This is a genomic window from Glycomyces lechevalierae (genome assembly GCF_027622945.1).
GTDB classification, from domain to species: domain Bacteria; phylum Actinomycetota; class Actinomycetes; order Mycobacteriales; family Micromonosporaceae; genus Glycomyces; species Glycomyces rutgersensis.
Map to the genome: position 1 here is coordinate 142,603 of NZ_JAPZVQ010000006.1, position 19,385 is coordinate 161,987.

Annotated in this window: 20 protein-coding genes; 16 read left to right on the top strand and 4 right to left on the bottom strand. The window is 69.4% G+C overall.

Annotated features, from left to right (window positions below; translation table 11 throughout):
* Positions 1-94 precede the first annotated feature (94 nt).
* The 3 genes from O2L01_RS12385 to O2L01_RS12395 all read right to left on the bottom strand — a co-directional run bounded on the left by O2L01_RS12385 (position 95) and on the right by O2L01_RS12395 (position 4,441).
* On the bottom strand, positions 95-952 hold the full coding sequence (locus tag O2L01_RS12385) for an ABC transporter permease (RefSeq protein ID WP_270122247.1): 858 nt from the start codon (positions 950-952) through the stop codon (positions 95-97).
* A 30-nt stretch (positions 953-982) separates the two neighbouring features.
* Positions 983-1,942, bottom strand: a complete 960-nt coding sequence (locus O2L01_RS12390) for an ATP-binding cassette domain-containing protein (protein WP_270122248.1) — start codon at positions 1,940-1,942, stop codon at positions 983-985.
* A gap of 96 nt (positions 1,943-2,038) precedes the next feature.
* Positions 2,039-4,441, bottom strand: coding sequence for an HAD-IC family P-type ATPase (locus tag O2L01_RS12395; RefSeq protein ID WP_270122249.1), 2,403 nt, complete (start codon positions 4,439-4,441; stop codon positions 2,039-2,041).
* 152 nt (positions 4,442-4,593) lie between these two features.
* Here O2L01_RS12395 and proS point away from each other — a divergent pair, with 152 nt between their 5' ends.
* The 15 genes from proS (at position 4,594) to O2L01_RS12470 (ending at position 17,113) form a co-directional block, all read left to right on the top strand.
* Positions 4,594-6,000, top strand: coding sequence for a proline--tRNA ligase (proS, locus tag O2L01_RS12400; protein WP_270122250.1), 1,407 nt, complete (start codon positions 4,594-4,596; stop codon positions 5,998-6,000).
* Between the two features lie 161 nt (positions 6,001-6,161).
* Positions 6,162-6,647, top strand: coding sequence for a 30S ribosomal protein S16 (gene rpsP / locus O2L01_RS12405; RefSeq protein ID WP_270109069.1), 486 nt, complete (start codon positions 6,162-6,164; stop codon positions 6,645-6,647).
* The gene (locus O2L01_RS12410; RefSeq protein WP_344469432.1) at positions 6,647-6,880 is read left to right on the top strand and encodes an RNA-binding protein; all 234 of its coding nucleotides are present in this window, start codon (positions 6,647-6,649) and stop codon (positions 6,878-6,880) included. The genes rpsP and O2L01_RS12410 overlap by 1 nt, the downstream gene beginning before the upstream one ends.
* Positions 6,881-6,967: 87 nt before the next feature.
* The gene (gene rimM / locus O2L01_RS12415; RefSeq protein ID WP_270122372.1) at positions 6,968-7,477 is read left to right on the top strand and encodes a ribosome maturation factor RimM; all 510 of its coding nucleotides are present in this window, start codon (positions 6,968-6,970) and stop codon (positions 7,475-7,477) included.
* The gene (gene trmD, locus O2L01_RS12420; RefSeq protein ID WP_270122252.1) at positions 7,477-8,247 is read left to right on the top strand and encodes a tRNA (guanosine(37)-N1)-methyltransferase TrmD; all 771 of its coding nucleotides are present in this window, start codon (positions 7,477-7,479) and stop codon (positions 8,245-8,247) included. The genes rimM and trmD overlap by 1 nt, the downstream gene beginning before the upstream one ends.
* Before the next feature lie 86 nt (positions 8,248-8,333).
* The gene (gene rplS / locus O2L01_RS12425) at positions 8,334-8,681 is read left to right on the top strand and encodes a 50S ribosomal protein L19 (protein WP_208496327.1); all 348 of its coding nucleotides are present in this window, start codon (positions 8,334-8,336) and stop codon (positions 8,679-8,681) included.
* Positions 8,682-8,824: 143 nt separating this feature from the next.
* Positions 8,825-10,102, top strand: a complete 1,278-nt coding sequence (lepB, locus tag O2L01_RS12430; RefSeq protein ID WP_270122253.1) for a signal peptidase I — start codon at positions 8,825-8,827, stop codon at positions 10,100-10,102.
* A complete protein-coding gene (gene lepB / locus O2L01_RS12435) occupies positions 10,099-10,794 on the top strand; it encodes a signal peptidase I (protein WP_270122254.1) in 696 nt (231 codons plus the stop codon). Before lepB (O2L01_RS12430) ends, lepB (O2L01_RS12435) begins: the two co-directional genes overlap by 4 nt.
* 4 nt (positions 10,795-10,798) lie before the next feature.
* Positions 10,799-11,452, top strand: coding sequence for a ribonuclease HII (locus O2L01_RS12440; RefSeq protein WP_270122255.1), 654 nt, complete (start codon positions 10,799-10,801; stop codon positions 11,450-11,452).
* 110 nt (positions 11,453-11,562) lie between these two features.
* On the top strand, positions 11,563-11,865 hold the full coding sequence (locus O2L01_RS12445) for a DUF2469 domain-containing protein (protein WP_270122256.1): 303 nt from the start codon (positions 11,563-11,565) through the stop codon (positions 11,863-11,865).
* A gap of 115 nt (positions 11,866-11,980) precedes the next feature.
* A complete protein-coding gene (locus tag O2L01_RS12450; protein ID WP_270122257.1) occupies positions 11,981-13,459 on the top strand; it encodes a sensor histidine kinase in 1,479 nt (492 codons plus the stop codon).
* A 313-nt stretch (positions 13,460-13,772) separates the two neighbouring features.
* Positions 13,773-15,449 (top strand): nitrite/sulfite reductase, encoded by a 1,677-nt coding sequence (locus O2L01_RS12455; RefSeq protein WP_344469420.1) that lies wholly within the window; start codon positions 13,773-13,775, stop codon positions 15,447-15,449.
* Positions 15,446-15,649, top strand: coding sequence for a hypothetical protein (locus O2L01_RS12460; protein WP_270122259.1), 204 nt, complete (start codon positions 15,446-15,448; stop codon positions 15,647-15,649). Before O2L01_RS12455 ends, O2L01_RS12460 begins: the two co-directional genes overlap by 4 nt.
* A gap of 26 nt (positions 15,650-15,675) precedes the next feature.
* A complete protein-coding gene (locus O2L01_RS12465) occupies positions 15,676-16,386 on the top strand; it encodes a phosphoadenylyl-sulfate reductase (protein WP_270122260.1) in 711 nt (236 codons plus the stop codon).
* Positions 16,379-17,113 carry a sirohydrochlorin chelatase gene (locus O2L01_RS12470; protein ID WP_270122261.1) on the top strand — a complete coding sequence of 245 codons (735 nt, stop codon included), beginning with the start codon at positions 16,379-16,381 and terminating at the stop codon, positions 17,111-17,113. The genes O2L01_RS12465 and O2L01_RS12470 overlap by 8 nt, the downstream gene beginning before the upstream one ends.
* A gap of 33 nt (positions 17,114-17,146) precedes the next feature.
* Here the strand turns inward: O2L01_RS12470 and O2L01_RS12475 are convergent, their stop codons facing one another.
* Positions 17,147-17,596, bottom strand: coding sequence for a hypothetical protein (locus O2L01_RS12475; RefSeq protein WP_270122262.1), 450 nt, complete (start codon positions 17,594-17,596; stop codon positions 17,147-17,149).
* Positions 17,597-17,628: 32 nt separating this feature from the next.
* Between O2L01_RS12475 and O2L01_RS12480 the strand changes: the two genes are divergently transcribed.
* Positions 17,629-18,582, top strand: coding sequence for a diacylglycerol/lipid kinase family protein (locus O2L01_RS12480; RefSeq protein WP_270122263.1), 954 nt, complete (start codon positions 17,629-17,631; stop codon positions 18,580-18,582).
* Positions 18,583-19,385 lie beyond the last annotated feature (803 nt).

The window sequence follows — 19,385 nt, forward strand, 5'->3', positions numbered from 1 at the left end:
CCCCCCCCCCCGGGCGGGGGGCGCCGCCCCGGGGGGGGGGGGGGGGGGGGCCCGCCCCCCCCCCCCCCCCCGCCGGGTGTTGTGGAATCAAGCGTTACTTGCGGTTGTAGGCCCTGATCGTCAGGAATCCGAAGACCGCGATGAAACCGGCCGACCAGATCAGCGTCGTGGCGACGGAACCGGAGTCCACGTTCCCGTCGAACAGGCCACGCACGCCGTCGACCAGCTGGCTGATCGGCGTGTTCTCGACGACCGGCTGCAGCCAGCCCGGCATCGTCGACGGGTCCACCATGATGTTCGACAGGAACGTCAGCGGGAACATGATCGACATCGAGATCGACATGACGGTCTTCTCCGACCGCGTGATCAGGCCCAGCCAGGTCCACAGCCACGAGAACGCGAAGCAGAACACCAGCAGCAGCCCCACGCCCAGCAGCACGCCCGCCGCGCCGCCCTCGGGCCGGTAGCCCATCACCAGGCCCGTGCCGAACATGACCGCTCCCGCTGCGGCGTAACGGAACACGTCCGCCAGCAGGTACCCGACCATCGGCGCGGCCCGCCAGATCGGCAGCGTCCGGAACCGGTCCGAGACGCCCTTGTTGATGTCGATGTTCACGCTCATGCCCGTGTACATCGTGGTCATCACGATGCTCATCACCATGATCCCCGGCAGCAGGAACTGCAGGTAGTCGCCGGTGCCGCCCGCGATCGCGCCGCCGAACAGGTACGTGAACATCAGCAGCATCATGATCGGGAACAGCAGGATGTCGAAGGCCTGCTCCGGCACGTGCTTGATCTTCAGCATCGAGCGCCAGGCGAACGCCCGCGCGGAGGTGAACGCGCTCGGCGGCGCCGGGCGCTCCCCGGTCGCCAGCAGGCGCCGCAGGTGCTCCCGCTCGACCGGCGCCGGAGCGTCGGCATCGGACTTCGTCGTGGTCTGGGTGACGGTCATGTGCTTCTTCCTTCCTTCGAGTCGTGGGAGCTAGGCGTCGACGCGGCCGGTGAGCGCGAGGAACACCTCGTCGAGGCTCGGCTGGCCGAGCGAGAAGTCGTCCACGAGGACGCCCGCGCGGGCCAGCTCGCCGAGCGCGTGCGAACCCTGCACGGCCGTGTCCTGCCCCGGGGCCAGGCGCGCGGTGAGCGCCACCGGGTCGTCGTCGAGCGCGACCTCCCCGGCCAGCGCCTCCACGAGGACCTGCCGCGCGTGGTCGCGCTGGTCGGCGTGGTGCAGCCGCACCCGGATCGAGCCCGCGCCCACCGAGGACTTGAGCTGGCCGGGCGTGCCCTCGGCGATGACCCTGCCGGTGTCGATGACCGCGATGCGGCTCGCCAACTGGTCCGCCTCCTCGAGGTACTGGGTCGTGAGCAGCACCGTGGTGCCCTCGCCGACGATCGTGCGCACCACGTCCCACACCTGGTTGCGGCTGCGCGGGTCCAGGCCCGTCGTCGGCTCGTCCAGGAAGAGGAGCTTCGGGGTGACGATGATCGACGCGGCGATGTCCAGGCGCCGGCGCATGCCGCCGGAGTAGGCCTTGACCTGCTTGCCGCCCGCGTTGCTCAATCCGAACGCCTCCAGCAGGTCCCCAGCGCGGTCGCGCGACGCCGGCTTCGCGTACCCGTACAGCCGCGAGAGGAGCACCAGGTTCTCGAACCCGGTCAGATCCTCGTCCAGCGACGCGTACTGGCCGGTCAGGCTCACCTGGGACCGCACCGAGGCGGCGTCACCCACGAGGTCGCGGCCGAACACGGTCGCGCTCCCCGCGTCCGGACGCAGCAGGGTGGCCAGCATCCGAACCGTGGTGGTCTTCCCGGCCCCGTTCGGGCCGAGCACGCCGTACACCGTGCCCGCCGGGACCTCCAGGTCCACGCCGTCCACGGCCTTGACGTCCTTGAAGTGCTTGACGAGCCCTTCGGCTCGGATCGCGAGTTCGCGCTGCGACATGTCCGCCTCCTTTAGGTCAGCTGCTCTCACCCAGAAGGCGCTACGGACACGCCACGGCCCCCGCTACATCCGATGTAGCGGGGGCCGAAACAATGGTCAGTCCTTGAGGTGCTTGGGCCGCACGACCAGCCAGAACAGCAGCGCCGCCACACCCGAGCCGACGCCGATCGCCGCCACCGTGGTGTTCCACACGCCCGGCAGCTCCAGCTCGTAGAAGTCCGCGAGCGGCGGGATCGACACCACGGCCACGAACGACGCCGCGCAGACCCCGACCAGCAGGAACTTCCACCACACGTACGGGCGCGCCACGATCGCGAGCGCCGTCAGCGCCAGGCAGAACAGCGTGATCGCCGCGGTCGTCTGCGGCAGTTGCGAATCGGTGCCGTCGTGCGCGAGCGACAGCAGGTACACGATGAACGTCGGCACCGCGCAGCAGATCCCGGCCGGGATCGCGAACTTGAGCACGCGCCGCACGAAGTTCGGCTTGGCCCGCTCGAACGTGGGCGCGAGCGCCAGGAAGAACGCCGGGAGCCCGATCGTGAACAGGTTGATCAGCGACTGGTGGATCGGCAGGAACGGGTACGGCAGCGGGTCGTTGCCCAGCATCCACGCCGAGATCGCGCCCACGGCGATGAACAGCGCCAGCGAGATCGCGTACACGGTCTTCGTGAGGAACAGGTTCGAGACCCGGCCGATGTTGCCGAGCACGCGGCGGCCCTCGTCGACCACGTGCGGGAGTGTCGCGAACTCGTCGTCGAGCAGCACCACCTGCGCGACCGAGCGCGCCGCCGCCGAACCCGAGCCCATGGCGATGCCGAGGTCGGCGTCCTTGAGTGCGAGCACGTCGTTGACGCCGTCGCCGGTCATCGCGACCGTGTGGCCGCGCGACTGGAGCGCCTTCACGAACGCCTGCTTCTGGTGCGGCTTCACCCGGCCGAAGATCGTGGCCCGCTCGAGCAGGTCCGCGAGCTCCTCGGGGTCCTCGGGCAGGCGGCGCGCGTCGACCGTGTCGGCCGCGCCGTCCACGCCGAGCTGCGCGGCGACGGCGCCGACGGCGGCGGGGGAGTCGCCCGAGATGATCTTGACCTTGACGCCCTGCTCCTTGAAGTAGGCGAGGGTCGCGGCGGCCGTGCCGCGCAGGCGCTGGCGCAGGACGACGAGCGCCTGCGGCTTGACGCCGGTGACGCCGCCCGTGGTGGACGCGGACTCGGCGGTGACGAGCGCGAGCACCCGCAGGCCCTGGGCGGCGAGCACGTCCGCTTCGAGGGCCACGGGGTCGCCGTGCTCGAGGAGGATGTCCGGCGCGCCGAGGAGCCAGGTGCCGTTGTCGGTGAAGCGGGTGCCGCTCCATTTGCGAGCGGAGGAGAACGGCATGACGTCGATGACGCGCCAGCTCGGGTCGGCGACGCCGCGCTCCTCGAGGTGCGCGGCGACGGCCTGCATGGTCGGGTTCGGGCTGTCGTCGGCGGCCCGGAGCGCGGCGAGCGCGACCCACACGGCCGCGTTGTCCGAGCCGTTGATCGGCCGGATCTCGTCGACGTCCATGCCGCCCTCGGTGAGGGTGCCGGTCTTGTCGAGGCACAGCACGTCGGTGCGGGCGAGCCCTTCGATGGCGGGCAGTTCCTGGACGAGGACGTGGCGGGCGCCGAGGCGGATGACGCCCACGGCGAACGCGACGGAGGTGAGGAGCACGAGGCCCTCGGGGATCATCGGCACGATGCCGGCGACGGTGCGGACGATGATCTGGCGCCAGTTGGCGGCGTCGGCGAGCTGGCTGATGATGAGCAGCAGCGCGATCGGGACGATGAGCCAGTTGATGAGCTTGATGAAGCGGTTGATGCCCTCGCGCAGCTCCGAGCGGGCCAGCGCGAACTTGCTGGCCTCTTCGACGAGCTTGGCGGCGTAGGAGTCCGCGCCGATCTGCTCGGCCCGGAAGAGCCCGGTGCCGGCGACGGCGAACGAGCCGGAGCGGACCTCGTCGCCGGGGGCCTTCGCGACCGGGTCGGCCTCGCCGGTGAGCAGGGACTCGTCGATCTCGAGGTTGCGGGATTCGACGACGGGCCCGTCGACGACGATGCGGTCGCCCGGCTCGACGTAGACGAGGTCGTCGCGGACGATGCGGGCCGGGTCGATCTCCTGGACCTCGCCGTCGCGCAGGACCTTCGCGTTCGACCGGTTCATCAGCGAGAGCTTGTCGAGGGTGCGCTTGGCGCGCAGTTCCTGGATCGTGCCGATGGCGATGTTGGCGATGATGACGCCCGCGAAGAGGCCCTGCTTCAGGCCCTCGAGGAAGCCTTCCTCTACTGCGGTGAAGCCGATCGCGATCGCGGCGAGCACGGCGATCACGGCGTTCAGGGGCGTGAAGAAGTTCGCGCGGAGAATCGCGGAGAGCGGTCGACTGGTGTGGCGCTTCGCCTCGTTGACGGCTCCGGCCTCGACGCGTTCGGCCACCTCGGCGGCAGTCAGGCCGCGGTCACCTGCCAGCATGGGTGTTGTCACGTCGACAGCTTATGCGACAGCCGCCCTGATTTATCACCGCAGAAGGACCGAAGCCCCGATTCGCGCCTCGGTCCTTCGGCCGAGGAGACGCGGCCCGCACGCGCCTTATCCGATTGCGGCCCCATAGGGCCCGACCTCTAGAATCGCTGATTATGGCCAATGTACTCACACCGCAGGGCGAGGACTTCCCTCGCTGGTACCAGGACGTCATCGCCAAGGCCCAGCTGGCCGAGAACGGCCCGGCGAAGGGCTCGCAGGTGATCCGACCGACCGGTTTCGCCCTGTGGGAGCGCATGGTCGACGAGATGGACGCCCGCATCAAGGAGACCGGCACGGAGAACGCGTCGTTCCCCCTGCTCATCCCCGAGTCCTACTTCACCCGCGAGGCCGACCACGTCGAGGGCTTCGCCCCCGAGCTGTGGATGGTCACCCACGGCGGCGGCAAGGAGCTCGAGGAGAAGCTGGCGATCCGGCCCACCTCCGAGACCATCATCGGCGAGTACATGTCGAAGTGGGTCAACTCCTACCGCGACCTGCCCCTCCAGCTCAACCAGTGGTGCAACGTCATGCGCTACGAGCTGCGCACCCGCCTGTTCCTGCGCTCCTCGGAGTTCCTCTGGCAGGAGGGCCACACGGTCCACGACTCCTATGAGGACGCCCACGCGTTCACCCTGCGCATCCTCCACGAGGTCTACGCCGACTTCATGGAGAACGTGCTGGCGCTGCCGGTGCTGCGCGGCATCAAGACCGAGGCCCAGCGCTTCGCCGGGGCCCTCAACACCTTCGCGGTCGAGGCCCTGATGCGCGACGGCAAGGCGCTCCAGATGGGCACCTCGCACGAGCTCGGCCAGAAGTTCGCGAAGGCCTTCGACATCCAGTTCCAGGGCAAGGACGGCAAGCAGGCCTTCGGCTGGACCACCTCCTGGGGCACCTCGACCCGCATGGTCGGCGGCCTCATCATGGGCCACGGCGACGACGCGGGCCTCCGCGTGCCGCCGAAGCTCGCGCCCGTGCAGGCCCTCGTCATGGTCGTCAAGGACACCGACGAGGTCCAAGCCGCCGCGCGCAAGGTCTACGACGAGCTCAAGGACGACGGCGTGCGCGTCAAGCTCGACGACCGCGGCGACGTGGCCTTCGGCCGCCGCGCCGTCGACGCCGAGCTCAAGGGCTACCCCGTGCGCATCGAGATCGGCCCCCGCGACCTCAAGAACGGCGAGGCGACCATCGCCAACCGCGTCGAGGGCACGAAGCAGACCGTCCCGATCGGGATGCTCGCCGAGGCCGTCGCCGCCGCCCTCCAGGAGGCCCAGGACCAGCTCTGGGACGAGGCCGTGGCCTTCCGCGAGGAGCACACCGTCGACACCTCCACGGTCGAAGAGGCGATCGAAGCCGCCCAGACCGGTTACGCCCGCCTCCCCTGGGACGCCTGCGGCCTCGAGGGCGAGGCGAAGGCCGGCGAGTCCGCGGTGTTCGTGCGCGTGCTCCAACGCGAGGACGGCTCGGTCCCGGACTCCCTGGATGAGTCCGGTCTCATCGCCTACCTCGCCCGTCAGTACTAGGCACCTGGTGCGCTAGACTCGGTCGCTGTACATGAGCTTTGGGACGGAAGCCCTCTCAACTACCGTGACGCAAGGCCAAGTTTCAGCGCGAGCGAAATCCGGAGTAATTCCCCTGGACGTCGTGCGCGCTAACGTGATCCTTACTACAGGAGTAACAAAACGTGGCAGTTAAGATTCGCCTCACGCGAATGGGGAAGATCCGTACTCCCCAGTACCGTATCGTCATCGCCGACTCGCGCGTCAAGCGCGACGGCAAGGTGATCGAGAACGTCGGGATCTACCACCCGAAGGAGAACCCGTCCCGGATCGAGGTCAAGTCCGACCGCATCCAGCACTGGCTCTCGGTGGGCGCCCAGCCGTCCGACACCGTCAAGGCCATCCTCCGCAAGACCGGCGACTGGCAGCAGTTCAAGGGCCTGCCGGCCCCGGCTCCGCTGAAGGTCGCCGAGCCCAAGCCGGAGAAGGAATCCCTGTACGTGGCCGCCCTCAAGGAGTCGGGTATCGACCCCTCGAAGGCGTACGTCTCGGAAGAGGCCGCCAAGGCCGCGCCGAAGTCGAAGAAGTCCGCCGCCAAGGCCGACGAATCGGCTAAGACTGAAGAGGTCGAGGCCGCTGCCGACGAGGCCTCTGAGACCAAAGGGGAGTAATCGTGCTGCGACCGGCGCTTGAACACCTTGTCAAAGGCATCGTCGACAATCCTGACGACGTCCGTGTCCGTCTGGTCGATTCCCGCCGCGGCAAGCGGCTCGAGGTCCGGGTCAACCCGGACGACCTCGGGACCGTGATCGGCCGCGGGGGTCGCACCGTCAACGCGCTGCGCCAGGTCATCGGCTCGATCGGCGGCAAAGGCATTCGTGTCGAGGTCGTCGATTCCTACTGAGTCTTTCGGAACGGCCCCGAGGTTCTCCTCGGGGCCGTTCCGGTGTTCTACTCTGCTGTTCTTAAAGAGGGATTTCTCTTGTCACAAGTGGTGGTCGGCCGGATCGTGCGCCCGCACGGGCTGCGCGGCGAGGTCGTCGTCGAGGTCCGCACCGACGATCCCGAACTGCGCTTCCAGCCCGGCGTCGAGTACCAGACCAAGGGCGGCCAGCTCAAGGGCGCGCCGCTCAAGGCCGTCACAGTGCGCTGGCACCAGGGCCGGCCGATGATCGGCTTCGAGGGCCACTCGGACCGCAACGCCTCCGAGCTGCTGCGCGGCGTCCTGCTCAGCGTCGAGGTCGACGAGGAGGAGCTGGTCGCGGAAGAGGACGAGGTCCACGACACGCTGCTCATGGGCCTCACCGTCGTCGACAAGGAAGCGGGGGAGGTCGGCACCGTCAGCCGCATCGACCACGGCGCCGCCTACGAGACCCTCGTCGTCAAGCGCAAGGGCCAGACGCCGGCGCTCATCCCGTTCGTGGCCGACATGGTCGTCGAGGTCGACCTCGAAGCCGGGGTCATCAACGTGGACCTGCCGCCGGGCCTGCTGGAGCTGTAATGAAGATCGACGTCGTCACGGTCTTCCCCGAATACCTGCAGCCGCTGGACCTCTCGCTCATCGGCCGCGCCCGCGAGCGCGGGATGCTCGACCTCAACGTCCACGACCTGCGCCGCTGGACCCACGACGTGCACCACTCGGTGGACGGCGCGCCCGCCGGCGGCGGGGCCGGGATGGTCATGAAGCCGCAGCCGTGGGGCGAGTGCTTCGACGAGCTCATCCCAGGCGAGGCGAAGCCGCGCCTGCTCGTGACGAGTCCCGCCGGGCGGCCCTTCACGCAGGCCATGGCGCACGAGCTGGCGGCCGAGCCCTGGCTCATGTTCGCTTGCGGCCGTTACGAAGGCATCGACCAGCGGGTGGTCGACTACGCGGCCGAGCGCATGGAGGTCACCGAGGTCTCCATCGGCGACTACGTGCTCTTCGGCGGCGAGGTCGCGGTCCTCGCGATCATCGAGGCCGTCACGCGGCTCGTGCCGGGCGTCCTCGGCAATGCCGCGTCGCTCGACGACGAGTCGCACAACGCCGGGGTCCTGGAGGCCCCCGCGTACACGCGCCCGGCCGAATGGCGCGGCCACGAGATCCCGCCCGTCCTCCTCTCGGGGGACCACGGCAAGGTCGACCGCTGGCGGCGTGAGCAGGCACTCCTGCGCACGGCGCAGGCCCGCCCGGATTTGCTGGAGCGGCTCGACCCGGGTAGCCTCGACAAACGTGACCGGCTCCTCCTCGAAGGGGCCGGGTTCAGCCTGCCCGGACCGGGTGTGGCAGAGTAGGTGAGTTCCCGTGACGTGCCGTTCGTTCAAGCGGTACCTCTCCCGGTAGAACTTCTGAGCGTTACCAACCTAGAGGACCCAAACCAATGAACATTCTGGATGAGCTGAACGCCGCCTCCATGCGCGCCGACGTGCCGGACTTCCGTCCCGGCGACACCGTCAAGGTGAACGTCCGAGTCCAGGAAGGCTCCCGGTCCCGTGTCCAGGTGTTCCAGGGCGTCGTCATTCGCCGCCACGGCGCCGGCCTCGGCGAGACCTTCACGGTCCGCAAGCTGAGCTACGGCATCGGCGTCGAGCGCACCTTCCCGGTGCACGGCCCCATGGTCGACTCGATCGAGATCGCCATGCGAGGCAAGGTCCGCCGCGCGAAGCTGTACTACCTGCGCGACCGCAAGGGCAAGGCCGCCAAGATCAAGGAGAAGCGCGAACTCTAAACCGCGCAACGAGTCTCCGAAAGACCCCGGGCATCGCCCGGGGTTTTTCGCTGCCCCCGCACTCGGCGAAGCTTGCGAGCCGGGCAGGAGCACTCGGCGAAGCTTGCGAGCCGAGCAGGGGCACGGTCGGATACCCTCGGCACATGAGTCCTGGTACCCCCGGCGGGGCGAAGGGCCCCCGCCGCATCGGTTGGGACCGCCTCCCCGGTCCCGGCGGCCCGGACGCCCCGCCCCCCGCAGCCCCGCCCCCTCCCGGCGCACCGCCGCCCGGCTCAGCAGCACCGTCGCACGGCCCAGCGGCACCGCCGCCAGGCCCGGCGGCGCCCCCTCCCGGTCCCGTCGCAGGCACCGGCCGCGGCGGCACCGACCAGACCCACCGCCTCCGCGACGACCCCGACGCGACCCGCACGTTCCGCCGCCCCGAGGGGCCCTCGGGCCCGCAGGACCGCGTGGCCGCCGAACGCGAGCGCGCGAGCGCGGCCGTCGAGCGGGCCAGCGGCGCCCACGACCAGGTCGACCCGCAGCCGAGCGGGAAGCACAAGGGCGGCAAGGGCGCCGAGAGCCGGCTCTCGCAGCCGCACAAGCGCCAGTACCTGTCGCTCTGGGTCGAGCTGCCGCTGCTGCTCGTCATCGCGTTTTCGGCGGCCGTGCTGCTGCGCACCTTCGCCGTGCAGCCCTTCTACATTCCGTCCGGGTCGATGGAGCAGACCCTCCAGGAGGGGGACAAGGTCCTCGTCCTCAAGCTCACCAGCACGCTGCGCACGCCGCAGCGGGGCGAGGTCGTGGTCTTCCGCGGCACCGACTCCTGGGACCCGGAGTACCGGCCTGCGACGGGCGACGACGGTGCGTTCTCGACCTTCACCACGGGCGTTCTCGATCTCATCGGCCTCGCGAAGCCCGACGAGAAGGACTTCATCAAACGGGTGGTCGCCGTCGGCGGCGACACCGTCTCCTGCTGCGACGCGGACGGCAACGTCGTCGTCAACGGCGTGTCCCTCCACGAGGAGGCGTACGTCTACGAGAACTCCCCGCTCGAGATCGAGCCCGGCGTGTGCGGCGCGCGGCGCTTCGAGGAGCTCACCGTGCCCGAAGGCGAGGTGTGGGTCATGGGCGACCACCGCGGCGACTCGTCCGACTCGCGGTGCTCCGGGACGGTGCCCGTGGAGAACATCATCGGCCGCGCGATCGCCCTCGTCTGGCCCACCGACCGCGCCCGCGAACTCGAGATCCCCGAGACCTTCGACGCCCTGGACGGGACCACCGGCAGCGCTTCCGACGAGGGCGAACCGTCCGCCGCGGGGACCGTGGGCGACGGCGTCCCGGCCGCCTGGAATACCGCCTGGCAGCAGCCGCCTTCCTTGCCCGGCACGGTGATGCTGGCACCTGGGGCCGGAGCGCGAGCGCGTAGACTCGGACCGTGATCGATGAAGGGCAAGCGCCCGGCGCTGAAGGCGAGAGCGCCGAGGAGACCTCCAAAGAACAGCAGCCCAAGAAGAAGGGATCGTTCTGGAAAGAACTGCCGATCCTGCTCGGCGTCGCCATTCTGGTGGCGATCGTGGTGCGGACCTGGGTCGTCCAGACCTACTACATCCCTTCCGGCTCGATGGAGAACACCCTCCTGATCAACGACCGGGTGCTCGTCAACAAGCTCGTCTACGACTTCTCCGAGCCCGAGCGCGGTGAGATCATCGTCTTCACCGCTCCGGAGTCCTGGCGTTCGGTCATGGAGGAGGACGAGTTCATCAAGCGGGTCATCGCCACGGGCGGCGACCATGTCGTGGCCGACGAAGAGGGCAACATCTCCGTCAACGGCGAGCCGCTCGAAGAAGAGTCCTATCTGTACACGAACCCGGTGACGGGCGAGCAGGACAAGTCCTCGCAGGACGCGTTCGACGTGATCGTGCCGGAGGGCCGCCTGTGGGTCATGGGCGACCACCGCTCGGCCTCGGGCGACTCGCGCGAGCGGTTCGTGCGCACGGGCGGCGACATCGAGGCCTCGACGATCTCGGTCGACGCGGTCATCGGCAAGGCCTTCGTGCTGTTCTGGCCCGTGGACGACTTCACCTGGTTCAAGATCCCCGAGACCTTCGACGACGTCCCGGCGCCGTCCTGATCCCATGCTCCGTCCAGTCCCCTCCCGCATCAGGCGCGACAGCGACCTGTACGCGCTGGAGGCCGCGCTCCATCGGCGCGGCCTCGGGCCGGTGGCCGGGGCGGACGAGGCGGGACGGGGCGCGTGCGCGGGGCCGCTGGTCGTGGCCGCGGTCCGGCTGCCGCCGAACGCGCGGTTCGAGGAGTTGAACGACTCGAAGCTGCTCACCGAGGCGGCGCGCGAGCGCGTCTTCGAACTGTTGCGCCGCTCGCAGGCCGACATCAGCGTCGTCGCCTACGGGCCCGACGAGATCGACCGGCGCGGCATCGCCGTCTGCAACCTCGAGGGCATGCGCGTCGCCGTGGCGCGCCTGCCCGAGCGGCCCGGATACGTCCTCACGGACGGCTTCCCGGTGCCGGGCCTGCCCGGCAGCCTCGGGGTCGTCAAGGGGGACAGGACGGCCGCGTGCGTCGCGGCGGCCGGCGTGGTCGCCAAGGTCACGCGCGACAGGATCATGACCGAACTCGACCGCGACCACCCCGAATACGGGTTCGCCGTCCACAAGGGATACAGCACGCCGATGCACGAGGCGGCCCTGGAGCGCTTCGGTCCGTGCGAGATGCATCGCAAGTCCTACGCGAACGTGGCCGCCCGAGCGGTCCCGGCCGCCCGGATTTGAGCGGGTTTGGCAACCCCGCCCAGGGTGAAACCCGGACAGCACGAGCAAGCCGCTAACGGGCCGGGGCACCCGCGCACTATCGTGGGAAGCGTCGTTGAGAAGGAGGAGCGTTGAGCGCCGAGGACCTCGAGAAGTACGAGACCGACATGGAGCTGCAGCTATACCGGGAGTACCGGGACATCGTGCGGCAGTTCACCTACGTCGTCGAGACCGAGCGGCGGTTCTACCTGGCCAACGCCGTCGAAGTCCACGTGCGGGGGACCGACGCCGAGACCTATTTCGAGGTCGAGATGAGCGACGCGTGGGTGTGGGACATGTACCGCCCGGCCCGCTTCGTGAAGCACGTGCGGGTATTGACCTTCAAGGACGTGAACGTCGAGGAGCTCGACAAGCCCGACATGACCTTGCCCTAGCCGCTCGGATCCGCCCCGCCCCTCAAGGCGGGGCTTTTTGCTTCCCGCCGTGACCTGCACCGGTGCCCGCTCGAGGACGGGGTCCGCCGCCCGGCCCGCCGCTAGTATTGGTCGGGTGTCCACTCTCCGCGACGTCATCAGCGCGCACACCGACCTGACCTCGAACTCCGCGGCCCACCTCCAGCGGCTCGTGGCCGAATGGCAGCTCCTCGCCGACCTCTCCTTCGCCGACTTCCTGCTCTGGGGCGCCGTCAAGGACCACCCGGGCCGGTACGTCTGCCTCGCGCAGGTCCGTCCCACCACGGGCCCGACCGCCTACGAGGAGGACCAGGTCGGCCGCATCCTCGAAGGCGAGGACGCCCAGCACCTCAACGTGGCCTTCACCGAGGGCCGGATCTTCCGCGAGGGCGACCCGGTCTGGCGCGGCGACGTCGCCGCCCGCCACGAGGCCATCCCGGTGCGCCGCCGCGACCGCCGCGAAGTGATCGCCGTGGCCGCCCGCGACACCAACCTCTCGGACACGCGCAGCCCCTCCCACCTCGAACTGAACTACCTCAAGACCGCCGACTACCTGGTGCAGATGCTCACCGACGGCGGCTTCCCGCCCCCGCTCCTGCCCGGCGAGCCGACCACCGCGCCGCGCATCGGCGACGGCCTCGTCCGCATCGGCTCCGACGGGCTCGTCCGCTACGCCTCGCCGAACGCGCTCTCCGCGTACCGCCGCATGGGCGTCACCGGCCACCTCCGCGACCGCGACCTCGCCGAGCTCACCCGCAGCCTGCCCTCCAACACCGACGTGGGCGCCGACGCGGCCCGCCGCATCGCCGACGCCCTCGCGGGAGGCACCCCGCGCCGCAAGGAGATCGAGTCGAAGGGCGCCACGGTCCTCATGCGCGCGCTGCCGCTGCGCCCGGGCGGCAAGGCCGCCGGCGCGCTCGTGCTCGTCCGCGACATCACCGAGGTCCGCCGCCTCGACCGCGAGCTGGTCACCAAGGACGCCACGATCCGCGAGATCCACCACCGCGTCAAGAACAACCTCCAGACCGTGGCCGCGCTGCTGCGCCTCCAGGCCCGCCGCGTCGGCTCCCCGCAGGCCCGGCAGTCCCTCGAGGAGTCCGTGCGCCGCGTCTCCTCGATCGCGCTCGTCCACGAGACCCTCTCCCAGTCCGGCGACGAGTCGGTCGGCTTCGACCAGATCGTCGACCGCGTCGCCTCCATGGCCGTCGAGGTCTCCGTCGCCGAGTCGAAGGTGACGCTCCGCCGCGAGGGCACCTTCGGAGTCCTGCCCAGCGAGTACGCGACCCCGCTCGTCATGGTCGTCAACGAGCTCATCCAGAACGCGGTCGAGCACGCCTACCCGCCCGGCCAGGACGGCGAGGTCGTCATCGGCGTCGAGCGCGCCGGCGACCACCTCCGCGTCACCGTCTCCGACCACGGCAAGGGCCTCCCCGAAGGCTTCCGCATCGCCGACTCCACCCGCCTCGGCCTCCAGATCGTCCACACCCTCGTCACCGGCGAACTGCGCGGCACGATCGACATGCGCCCCCGCACCGAAGGCGGCACCGAAGCCGTCGTCGACTTCGCCCTGCAGTGACGAAGGAACGGAACGGGCGAAGCGGGAAGCACTGCGCCCTGCAATAGCGACCACGACGCCGGGCCGGATCCCTCACCGGAGGGGTCCGGCCTTCGTGCGCTCCTGGCCTGTGACCGGGGAGTCCATGCAGCGGGACGACAGGTGTCATCGGCTGAGATGTGTGGCATGCTTGCAGGCATGTCTCGCGCACATGGGCTTCGACTGGTGGCACGCCGCCACGTCGACTTCTGCCGTGTGTTCAGCGCCGCCTGTCTGATGCGCCGCTAAATCCTTCCGGCTTTCTGCCGACGAACCACGCCACACCTGTGTCCGCATGAGGAGAACTGTGCCAACGCCAACGCGCAAACCGTCCCGCCCGAAGGGCCAAGGCCAGTGGGCCATGGGCCACCGGGAACCGCTCAACAAGAACGAGCAGTCCAAGAAGGACGACAACCCGCTCAACGTGCGGCAGCGCATCGAGGGTGTCTACGCCCACCGCGGCTTCGACTCGATCGACCCCGCCGACCTGCGCGGGCGCTTCCGCTGGTGGGGCCTGTACACCCAGCGCAAGCCCGGCATCGCCGGCGGCAAGACCGGCGTCCTCGAAGAGGAGGAGCTGGACGACAAGTACTTCATGATGCGCGTGCGCATGGACGGCGGCCAGCTCAACCTGGCGCAGCTGCGCACCATCGCCGGCATCTCCAAGGAGTTCGGGCGCGACACCGCCGACGTCACCGACCGCGAGAACGTCCAGTACCACTGGATCCGCGTCGAGGACGTCCCCGAGATCTGGCGCCGCCTCGAAGCGGTCGGGCTCGACACCCAGGAGGCCTGCGGCGACTGCCCGCGCGTCATCCTCGGCTCGCCCGTCGCCGGCGTCTCCACCGAAGAGGTCATCGACCCCACCCCGCAGATCCAGGAGATCTACGACCGCTTCATCGGCGACCGCAGCCTCTCCAACCTGCCGCGCAAGTTCAAGTCGACCATCGGCTGGCTGCCCGACAGCCCCTACGAGGTCAACGACATCTCGCTCATCGGCGCGCACCACCCCGAGCACGGCCCCGGCTTCGACCTCTACGTCGGCGGCGGCCTCTCCACCAACCCCATGTTCGCCCCCCGCCTCGGCGTCTGGGTCTCCCAGGACGACATCGTCGACGTGTGGGTCAACGTGGTCCGCATCTTCCGCGACTGGGGCTACCGCCGCCTGCGCACCCGCGCGCGCCTGAAGTTCCTCGTCAAGGACTGGGGCCCCGAGAAGTTCCGCGAGGTCCTCGAGTCCGACGCCTACCTCGGCCGCAAGCTCCCCGACCTCGAGCAGCCCCCGGTCCCCGAGAAGCTCCTCGACCACATCGGCGTCCACAAGCAGAACGACGGCAACTACTACATCGGCGTCGCCCCGGTCGCCGGCCGCGTCTCCGGCACGATCCTCGACCAGCTCGCGGACATCGCCGAGAAGTACGGCTCCGACCGCGTCCGCGCCACCCCGCTGCAGAAGCTCCTCGTCCTCGACATCCCCGAGAACAAGATCCGCGACGCCGTGGAGGACCTGCGCTCGATCGGCCTCGAGGCCGAACCGTCCCAGTGGCGGCGCAACACCATGGCGTGCACCGGCATCCAGTTCTGCAAGCTCGCCATCGTCGACACCAAGGACCGCGCCCGCGACCTCGTCGCCGAGCTCGAGAAGCGCGTCCCCGAACTCGACGTGCCGATCTCCATCCACGTCAACGGCTGCCCGAACGCCTGCGCCCGCACCCAGACCGGCGACATCGGCCTCAAGGGCCAGCTCGTCACCAACGCGGACGGCGAACAGGTCGAAGGCTTCCAGGTCCACCTCGGCGGCGGCCACGCCGCCGCGGCGAGCCTGGGCCGCAAGTCCCGCGGCCTCAAGGTCGCCTCGGCCGACCTCGGCGACTATGTGGAACGCCTCACCCGGCGCTACCTCGCCGCCAGGTCGGAAGGGGAGACCTTCGCCCAGTGGGTCCACCGCACCGAGGAATCGGAATTGCAGTGAGCGGCCGCGTCGTTCCCTACTACTGCCCCTACTGCGGCGAGGAGGACCTCACGCCGTACGAGCCCGAGGCCGACAGCGACGTCGACATCAAGGGCGGATGGCACTGCGCGGACTGCACCCGCGTCTTCGCCGTCAAATACCACGGGATGGAGGCCGCGACCACCTACGCGGCCCCGCCCACGGGCCGACAGCCCGAATGAAATACCCCCGATCGGAGTGAAGCAGCATGAGCAGCACAGGGAAAGAGAGAGACCCCTTCGAACTCCGTGACCTCGCGATGGCCGCGGGGGAGCGCCTGGAAGACGCCACGGCCCACCAGATCATCGAGTGGGCGGTCGGCGAGTTCGGCGAGCGCTTCTGTGTGACCTCCTCGATGGCCGACGCCGCCGTGGTCCACCTCGCCAGCGAGGTCGCCCCCGGCATCGACGTCGTCTTCCTCGACACCGGTCTGCACTTCCCCGAGACCCTCGAAGTCCGCGACTTCGTGGCCTCCACCATGAACGTCAACGTCCGCTCGATCCAGCCCGACCAGTCGGTGCTGGCCCAGGACGCGGAGTTCGGGCCGCGCCTCTTCGCGCGCTCCCCTGACGAATGCTGCTCCATGCGCAAGGTCCTGCCGCTCAACGCGGCCCTGGCCGACTACGACGGCTGGGCCACCGGCCTGCGCCGGGACGAGGGCCCGACCCGCGCCAACACGCGCGTCGTCGACTTCGACCTCTCCCGCCGCAAGGTCAAGGTCTCCCCGATCGCGAAGTGGACCGAGGCCGACCAGGAGGCGTACATCGAGCGCTACAACATCCCGGTCAACCCGCTGCTCAAGGACGGCTTCCGCTCGATCGGCTGCTGGCCCTGCACCCGGCGCACCGCGCCGGGCGAGGACCCGCGCGCCGGCCGCTGGGCCGCGTTCGACAAGACCGAGTGCGGACTGCATGTCTGACCAGCTCGACCCGGAACCCGACGCGGCCGCCGCGTCGGGTTCCGGCGTCTCACCCTCGGCGCGGCCCGTTGTGCTTGTCGCCCATGGCAGTCCCGACCCGCGCTCCCCGGAGGCCGTCCGCGAGATCGCGCTGGCGGCCGGGGCGCACGTGGGCTTCCTCGAGTTCAACGACCCGCACCCGGTCGAGGTCCTGACCGGCCTCGCCGATGCCGGCGTCGAGGACGCGGTCGCATTGCCGCTGCTGCTCACTGACGCCTACCACTCGCGCACGGACCTCCCCGAGGTCGCGAAGCGCGCGCAGGAAGGCCGACCGGGATTCGCCGTGCACGTGGGCCGCCCGGTGGGGGACCTGTCGCTGGCGCACGCCCTCATCCGAGATCTGCCCGACGACACCGACGGCCTGGTGGTCTGCGCTGCGGGCACCCGCGTCGACGAGGGCCGCGCGCATGTCGCGGCCGTCGCCGCCGAAGCCGGACGCCTGCTGGGAGTCCCGGCCGGACCGGGTTTCGCCTCGGGCCCCGGCCCGACCGCGGGCGAGACCGTCGCGGCATTGCAGGCCCAAGGCGCACAACGCGTGGCCGCCGTCTGCTACTTCATCGCTCCAGGTCTCTTGTGCGACAAGGCGATCGAGTCGGCCCGCGAGGCCGGAGCCGTCCACGTCGGCGAACCGCTCGGCACGGCACCGGAACTCATCGAGCTCATTCAAAAGCGCGCCGCCGCAGCGTGAAGCCGCTCAGCCGCAAAGGCGAGCGGCCGAGGTTCAGTCGCCCTGCCCGAACGGCTTGCGCTCGCCGAACCCGACGGCCCGCCGCGTCGGACCGCTGAGGACCAGCCCGATGATCGCCGCCGCGAGCGCCCAGGCCGCGATCCCGATGACCGGGTGGGCCGCCTCCCGGAGGTAGTAGCCGACCGGGAGCCAAAGGAGCCCTTGGAAGACCGTCTGCGCGATGGCGTCCTCCGCTCGCAGCAGCCGGCGGCCGAGGTACCAGTAGTAGAGCGCCCCGAGGAACGCGACGACGGCGACGCCGATGGCGCCGCCGACGGTGTCCACCTGGCCCATCACGATCTGTGCGAGGCCCCACACTCCGGCGGCCGCGAGTCCCGTTGCGAGGAGCCAGAACAGGATCGCCGCTGCGGTCAAGGTCCAAGGACGGTCACCGGAACCGGGGGTTTCGGTGACCGCGCCCATGTCGGGGTCGGTTTCGTTCACACGCCAACCGTATCCCGGGCTACGCTGCGCCTATGCGCGACCTGAAAGCAGCGCCACAGCGTGGTCTGCTCATCGTGAACCCGAAGGCCTCCACCGGCTCGCGCCGTCGCACGCGTTGGGTGAGGAAGAAGCTCGACGACGTGCTCGATCTCGACGTCGAGGTGACCCGCCGGCGCGACCACGGCGAGATCCTGGCGAAGCGCGGAGCGGACAAGGGTTACGACGTGGTCCTCAGCCTCGGCGGCGACGGCACCGTGAACGAGGTCGTCAACGGCCTGGTCGCCGACGGCCGACCCGCCGACGAGGCCCCCATCTTCGCGCCCATCCCGGCCGGCTCCACCAACGTCTTCGCACGGGCCCTCGGACTGCCTTGGGACCGCCGCAGGGCGTCGCTGGCGATCGTGTCCGCCATCGAGGAGCGGCGGGTGCGCACGGTGAGCCTGGGGCGGGCGACCGGCGACGACGTCGACCGGCTCTTCACGTTCTGCGCGGGACTCGGCTGGGACGCGTCGATCATCAAGAAGGTCGAGTCGTACCGGAAGAAGCGGAACCTCGGCGCGCACTACGCCCGCGCGGTGATGGCGGAGCTGAACGAGCATGGGGTGGAAGGCGACACGATTGAGGTGGAACTCTCCTCGGGTGAGGAGGACCTCTCCGAGGGGATGGTCGTGGTGCAGAACTGCGCACCGTGGACCTATCTCGGCACCCTTCCGGTGAATCTCAACGCGCGGGCATCCTTTAATGCTGGACTTGATGTCCTGATTCTGCGTAAACTTGGCCTGTCGGACGCCGCGATGACCGCCGCTTCACTGCTGGTCGGTCGGGACGGACCGGACGGCAAGCACGCGGTGACGCACCACGATCTCTCCAGGATCCGGCTGCGCGCCGCGCTGCCGCAGGCCTTCCAGCTCGACGGGGACTACCTCGGAGAGCGGACCGACATCGAACTCAGTTCGGTTCCGGAGGCGCTGCGGGTGGCCTGCTAACAACTTGGGAAAACCTCAAGGTGGGTGTTGACAAGTCGCCCGTGAGCAGGCAAGGTTGATTTCGCCATCCCTACCGGGACGGCACGAGACTTACAACCGAATATCGTATTTTCGGTGCGTATAGACCGGGCATTCGGTGGGTACCTCAGTCTTGGTGAAGCTTGCAAGCCGTAACTTAGCCAAGCCCTGGCGAGCTTCCCGACGTGGTAAGCAAGCCAACGTTGAGTACCAGTGTGTCAAACCGGTTCGACTCGCTGTCACCGACCCCGGTGTTTTCCGTTCGGGGGAGTGTGGCGGAGGCCGCCACGAGGATCCGCGGTAGGGATCCCGGCGGTGACATGGAACGTGTTCCATGAGTCTTCTTCGAGGTACAGCGCGGTGAGTTCACTCACTTCGGGCTGATTTCCGGAGTCGAACCCTTGACAAATCCCGAGCTTGTGAAAGTATTCACAAGATAGGTCGGGTCGAGGTGCGGACCTATTCAGTCGCCACTTGGGCGACCGACGCCGTAGGCGGGTGTGCTCCCCGATGCCCTGGCGTTCAGCAATGACGCTGATGCGAGAGTGCTCCGAACTCGCGGTGACAACGATTCCCTTTGCCGGGAAACGGGTTCCGTGCCGAGTACTCGCCGTGTCGCCCGCGAAGGTGCGACCGTCACACCGGTTTCCGTGACGGACGCGGTGCGACACTCGCGCGAAGCGACCTGAACGCCGCCGCGGTCCGCAACGGTCCGCAAGACGCCCGAACCGCAAGAGCTGTTCATAACACCGTGAAAGCGAAACGCTTGATGCTTAGCAAGGAGA

What these genes read in the sequence shown, in the direction of transcription:
- O2L01_RS12470 (WP_270122261.1), top strand. Translation starts at nt 16,379, where the DNA reads ATGTCTGACCAGCTCGACCCGGAACCCGACGCGGCCGCCGCGTCGGGT.
- O2L01_RS12480 (WP_270122263.1), top strand. Translation starts at nt 17,629, where the DNA reads ATGCGCGACCTGAAAGCAGCGCCACAGCGTGGTCTGCTCATCGTGAAC.
- O2L01_RS12390 (WP_270122248.1), bottom strand. Translation starts at nt 1,942, where the DNA reads ATGTCGCAGCGCGAACTCGCGATCCGAGCCGAAGGGCTCGTCAAGCAC.
- O2L01_RS12440 (WP_270122255.1), top strand. Translation starts at nt 10,799, where the DNA reads ATGCTCCGTCCAGTCCCCTCCCGCATCAGGCGCGACAGCGACCTGTAC.
- trmD (WP_270122252.1), top strand. Translation starts at nt 7,477, where the DNA reads ATGAAGATCGACGTCGTCACGGTCTTCCCCGAATACCTGCAGCCGCTG.
- lepB (WP_270122253.1), top strand. Translation starts at nt 8,825, where the DNA reads ATGAGTCCTGGTACCCCCGGCGGGGCGAAGGGCCCCCGCCGCATCGGT.
- O2L01_RS12455 (WP_344469420.1), top strand. Translation starts at nt 13,773, where the DNA reads ATGAGGAGAACTGTGCCAACGCCAACGCGCAAACCGTCCCGCCCGAAG.
- O2L01_RS12385 (WP_270122247.1), bottom strand. Translation starts at nt 952, where the DNA reads ATGACCGTCACCCAGACCACGACGAAGTCCGATGCCGACGCTCCGGCG.
- O2L01_RS12465 (WP_270122260.1), top strand. Translation starts at nt 15,676, where the DNA reads ATGAGCAGCACAGGGAAAGAGAGAGACCCCTTCGAACTCCGTGACCTC.
- proS (WP_270122250.1), top strand. Translation starts at nt 4,594, where the DNA reads ATGGCCAATGTACTCACACCGCAGGGCGAGGACTTCCCTCGCTGGTAC.
- rplS (WP_208496327.1), top strand. Translation starts at nt 8,334, where the DNA reads ATGAACATTCTGGATGAGCTGAACGCCGCCTCCATGCGCGCCGACGTG.